General features: G+C 64.3%; 6 protein-coding genes and 1 pseudogene. 4 read left to right on the forward strand and 3 right to left on the reverse strand.

Features of this window, described 5'->3' with window-relative positions:
• Positions 1 to 355, forward strand: a pseudogene (locus tag AC2VOU_RS03060) (hypothetical protein); the annotation flags it as partial.
• Here AC2VOU_RS03060 and AC2VOU_RS03065 read toward each other — a convergent pair.
• Positions 288 to 989 carry a TetR/AcrR family transcriptional regulator gene (locus AC2VOU_RS03065; RefSeq protein ID WP_418001130.1) on the reverse strand — a complete coding sequence of 234 codons (702 nt, stop codon included), beginning with the start codon at positions 987 to 989 and terminating at the stop codon, positions 288 to 290. The pseudogene AC2VOU_RS03060 and the gene AC2VOU_RS03065 overlap by 68 nt on opposite strands.
• Positions 990 to 1,099: 110 nt before the next feature.
• Between AC2VOU_RS03065 and AC2VOU_RS03070 the strand changes: the two genes are divergently transcribed.
• Positions 1,100 to 2,020 (forward strand): oxygenase MpaB family protein, encoded by a 921-nt coding sequence (locus tag AC2VOU_RS03070; protein WP_054878881.1) that lies wholly within the window; start codon positions 1,100 to 1,102, stop codon positions 2,018 to 2,020.
• Here the strand turns inward: AC2VOU_RS03070 and AC2VOU_RS03075 are convergent.
• A complete protein-coding gene (locus AC2VOU_RS03075; RefSeq protein WP_047315901.1) occupies positions 2,017 to 2,478 on the reverse strand; it encodes a type II toxin-antitoxin system VapC family toxin in 462 nt (153 codons plus the stop codon). The genes AC2VOU_RS03070 and AC2VOU_RS03075 overlap by 4 nt on opposite strands.
• 10 nt (positions 2,479 to 2,488) lie before the next feature.
• On the reverse strand, positions 2,489 to 2,749 hold the full coding sequence (locus AC2VOU_RS03080) for a type II toxin-antitoxin system VapB family antitoxin (RefSeq protein WP_047315902.1): 261 nt from the start codon (positions 2,747 to 2,749) through the stop codon (positions 2,489 to 2,491).
• 191 nt (positions 2,750 to 2,940) lie between these two features.
• On the opposite strand from AC2VOU_RS03080, the gene AC2VOU_RS03085 reads away from it, so the two are divergent.
• The gene (locus AC2VOU_RS03085; RefSeq protein ID WP_047315937.1) at positions 2,941 to 3,849 is read left to right on the forward strand and encodes a class I SAM-dependent methyltransferase; all 909 of its coding nucleotides are present in this window, start codon (positions 2,941 to 2,943) and stop codon (positions 3,847 to 3,849) included.
• A 135-nt stretch (positions 3,850 to 3,984) separates the two neighbouring features.
• Positions 3,985 to 4,863: PPE family protein (locus AC2VOU_RS03090; protein ID WP_486956036.1), on the forward strand; the 879-nt coding region annotated here is incomplete at its 3' end.

The following is a 4,863-nucleotide window of genomic DNA, read 5'->3' on the forward strand; positions in this document are numbered from 1 at the left end:
AATGACGCTGCCGCAGAACTACGTTGCCCACAACTGGCCCGCCACCTGGGTTGGATTCGACATCTTGTTGGTCGGGTTCATGTTGGCAACCGCCGTGCTCGGATACCTGCGCCGCCAGCTGCTGCTGCTCGCTGCGTTCACCTCCGGGGTGTTGCTGATCTGCGACGCATGGTTCGACCTCATGACCGCCGGACCCAATGACGTCTGGTTGTCGGTGATCACGGCCATGCTGGTCGAGGTGCCGTTGGCGATCCTGATGATGACCGGTGCGCAGCGCATTATGCGACTCACCTTGGCACGCTTGTGGCTGCTGGAGCCGGGGATGCGGCTGTGGCAGGTGCCGCTGTTCGCGTGAGGCGGGGACGGTAGAGGTCTGGGTCGGTGAGCTCGTCGAGCAGCGACGCCAATTGATCGACCAGCTGGTCGGGCTCTAGGTGGACGGCGCCGGCCAGCCAGGCACTGATAGCTTGCCCGACGCCGCCGACCACGAAATGCGCTGCCACTGTGAGGCGGTCGTTTGCCGGCACCCGCAGTGCGTTGCCAACATGCTGGCCGGACAGCAGGGCGAAAAGTGCGCTGGATTCGGCGCGTTTACGTGCGATTACCGGGTTGACCAGCTGTGTGCTGAACAGCAGATGCCCGATTCGTGTGTCGTCGGCGATGGTCCGCACGATGTTGGCCATCCCCGCGCGGGTCTGCTGGTGCGCCGGCACCGCGGCCACTGCGGCTTGGGTGGTGGCGACCAGATCGGCGACTACCCATTCGAAAACGTCGCTGACGAGTTCGTCTTTGTCAGTGAAACTTTCGTAGAAGTAGCGCGCCGCCAGGCCGGCCCGGTGACAGACGGCGCGGACGGTCAGCGCGGAAAGGCCCTGGTGGTCGGCCCCCAGCAGATCCAGGCCGGCGGCCAGTAGTCGGCCACGTCGTGCGGCCAGTCGCTGGCTGGCCTCAACGCCGCGGTACGGCCGCGCGCTCGATGCCTCGGCCACCCCGGATCGTTCGGTCACGGGCTCCATCTTGACACCAACACAAGGCCCGGAACAGTATCAGGAAACAAACGTTCGCACAATTAGCGGGCAGCTGCTGCGGGAGGTCCTACATGGCAGTGCACCAGGCTTCTCCTGAACCCGTCGGGCATGTCGAGCGTGCAATCGCAGACCCGCCCCGTCTTCCGTTGGCCCGGCGCCGGCCAGCGATAGGAAGCCCCACCGATATGCACCACGGGTTGATGGGCGTGGCGCTACTGGCCGGTCCGGCCAACGTGATCATGCAATTGGCGCGACCCGGCGTCGGCTACGGCGTGATGGAGAGCCGCGTCGACAGCGGCCGCTTGGATCTGCACCCGATCAAGCGGGCGCGCACCACCTTTACTTACCTCGCCGTGGCTACCGCCGGCAACGGTGCTCAGAAAGCGGCCTTCCGCCGCGCGGTGAACCGCGCGCACGCGCAGGTGTACTCGACCGCTGAAAGCCCGGTGCAGTACAACGCGTTCGATCCTGACTTGCAGCTGTGGGTCGGGGCGTGTCTCTACAAGGGTGCGGTCGATATCTATCGCATCTTCATCGGAGAGCTAAGCGACGAGGACGCCGACCGCCACTACCGGGAGGGCATGACGCTGGCGACCACGTTGCAGGTGCCGTCCGAAATGTGGCCACCGGACCGGGCGGCCTTCGATCGGTACTGGCAGGAGTCGCTGGCCAAAGTGCACATCGACGACGCCGTCCGTGACTACCTGTATCCGATCGCTGCAGCCCGCATCAAGGGCATCGCCTTGCCACGCCGCGTGCGGCGGCTATCGGACAACGTCGCGTTGCTGATTACCACCGGATTCTTGCCGCAGCGATTCCGCGACCAGATGCGGTTGCCGTGGGACGCCGTCAAACAACGGCGGTTCAACCGGTTGATGGCCGTATTGCGCATCGCGAACCGGCTCATGCCGCGGTTTGTCCGGCAGTTTCCCTTCAACGTGTTGCTGTGGGATCTGGACCGGCGGGTCAGGACGGGGCGTCCGCTGGTCTAGTCGAGGTAGCGCTTGTGGGCGCCGCTTGCCGACGATGTCTCGTTTGGTGTGGGCCAGTGGCCGATAACGCCGCTGAACTCGAGGTCGGTTTGGGCGAAGTCATTGCCTACGGCCAGCAGTGGTTGGTGACTCAGTTGCGCGGCCGCGTAGCTCATACAGTCCCCGAAGTTAAGGGCTGCGGGATGACGGCCCTTGCCGTACTGCAGGAAGGCCCGTTGCGCGGCGGTCGCATGGTCATAGGTGAAAGGCTCTACACCCAAGTTGATTTCGCTGCGCAGGCGTTCAAAGATGGTGCGTCCCACCGGCCCGTGGCGTGCTGTTAGGACGATGAGGCATTCAGCAACGGTTGGGGCCGACATGACCGGGCTACGAGCACCGGCCAGCGCGGCCACAACCTGCCCGGTATGGGGTTGCTCGTCTTGAATCAGGGCCACGATCGCGCTGGTGTCGATGATCATCGCAGCGGGCTCAAACTCCCGTTGTGGGGTCGTAGCCAAGAATTTCCTCGCGTTCGCGTTTGGCGATGGGGGTGTGGTCCGTGAGTAGCGGCCAGATTTCGGTGCGCATGACGTCGAGGAGCTGTGTCTGACGGTCGTCCGCGCGCGATCCCAGAAGCGCCAGCTGGGCGTGCAGGGCGTGGCGGATAGCGGCAGTTTTAGTGGTGTGCAGCCGATTGGCCATTTCGGCAGCAAGCCGGTCTACCTCGGGATCCTTGATGTTCAGTGCCATAGGGTGTATGGTACCAAGCTGTTACAGTTTCTACCACACGTGGCGTGGAGCGCCCCCCGCAACAAGGGGCGCAGTTGCTGCCCAGGCATGCGTGCGACCGGGCCGCCAACCGGGGCGGCTCATTACGTCTCTGTTGGCCAGTGCGGTTGCGCCGCACCGGGACAGATGCCGCCGCGCGTAGTGTGGGTTGGGTGCGTAGCGAAGGCGATAGCTGGGATATCACCACAAGTGTCGGTTCGACCGCGTTATTCGTGGCGACTGCGCGGGCATTGGAGGCGCAGAAACCTGATCCGCTCGCCGTCGACCCCTATGCACAGGTGTTTTGCCGCGCCATTGGCGGTGCCGCGGCCGACGTTCTCAACGGTAAGGAACCCGACCATCCGCTCAAGAGCAGCGACTTCGGCGAGCATTTCGTCAACTTCCAGGGCGCGCGCACCAAGTACTTCGACGAGTACTTCCGACGGGCCGTCGATGCCGGCGCGCGGCAGGTGGTCATCTTGGCGGCGGGACTGGACTCCCGTGCCTACCGGCTGGCATGGCCCGATGGGACGACTATCTTCGAGTTGGACCGTCCGCAGGTCCTCGACTTCAAACGCGAGGTGCTTACCGGCCTGGGGGCCCAACCGCGTGCCGACCGTCGTGAGGTCGCGATCGATCTGCGTGATGACTGGTCACAAGCGTTGCGGGACAGTGGATTTGATACAGCAGCGCCGTCGGCATGGATTGCCGAGGGTTTATTGATCTATCTGCCGGCCACCGCGCAGGAGCAGCTGTTCACCGGCATCGACTCGCTGGCCGGGCCGGGCAGCCATGTCGCCGTCGAGGATGGCGCACCATTTGAACCGGACGAATTTGCGGCCAAAGTCGAAGAAGAACGCGCCGCGGCAGCCCAAGGCGACGACCTGGGCGTGTTTTTCCAGTTGGTCTACAACGAACAGTGTGCGCCGGCCACCGAATGGTTCGGTGCCCGAGGCTGGACCGCACTCGGCACTCCGTTGGCTGATTACCTGCGCCAGGTCGGCCGGCCGGTGCCCGGACCCGAAACCGAAGCTGGGCCGATGATCGCGCGCACCACCTTGGTCAGTGCCGCCAAGAGGTGAGCGTGGGGAACTTTTCCGGGCCTAGCGCCGACTACTAGCTGCGTGGTGGTGCGGTCGCTGAGTTCGCCCCTATCGGTCAGGAGTTTCTTCCATGACGCTGCCGGTCATTGCTGCTTTGGTTGCGAGCGGCTGAAAATGGCCGCGCCGGTGTGGCTGGCTGTGCCGCCGGAGATCCATTCGGCCCTATTGAGTAGCGGTGCCGGGCCAGCTGGCTTGTTGGCTGCCGCCAGCGGTTGGCGTTCGCTGAGTGCCGCATATGCTTCGGCGGCCGACGAGCTCACCGCAATAGTGGCGGCGGTGCAGGCTGGGTGGGACGGACCAAGCGCCGAGCAGTATGCAGTCGCCCATGCCCCGTACTTGGCGTGGCTGCTGCGGGCTAGCACCAACAGTGCTGGGATGGCGGTAAAGCAGGAGACCGCCGCCGCGGCCTACACCATGGCGTTGGCGGCGATGCCGACCTTGATGGAGCTGGCCGCCAACCATGCGATCCATGCGGTATTGACGGCGACGAATTTCTTTGGGCTCAACACCATCCCACTCGCGCTTAATGAGGCCGACTACATGCGGATGTGGTTCCAGGCGGCCGCCACGATGGCCACCTATCAGGCGGCCTCGAGCCTGGCGGTGGCATTAGCGCCACAAACTGATCCGGCGCCGCACATCGAAAATTCGGACAGCTCCGACAGCAGCGGCGACAGCGGTGAGCACGACATTGTCGACAACGATGCTGGCAACCCATACGAGCTGAGTTGGTGGATGAACCGATTCCTGGAGGTTCCGGAAACCTTGTGGCGAGACGTGCTGGAATTTCCGCAGCATCCAGCCGGGGCGATAGCGCAGCTACAGTCTGATATTCCGGGTCTGATCGCCGACGAGGCCGGCCACGTGGTCGAGGCTTATCAGGCGTTCGCTCCCGAAATTCAGGCGCTTGCGCTCGTGACGTCGACCGGCAACGCCGGGTTATCGGCGGGCCTACCGGGGTTGACTGGGCTGGCCGGACTTGCTGGGATTCAG

The sequence above is a fragment of the Mycobacterium sp. TH-M25 genome (assembly GCF_057473665.1).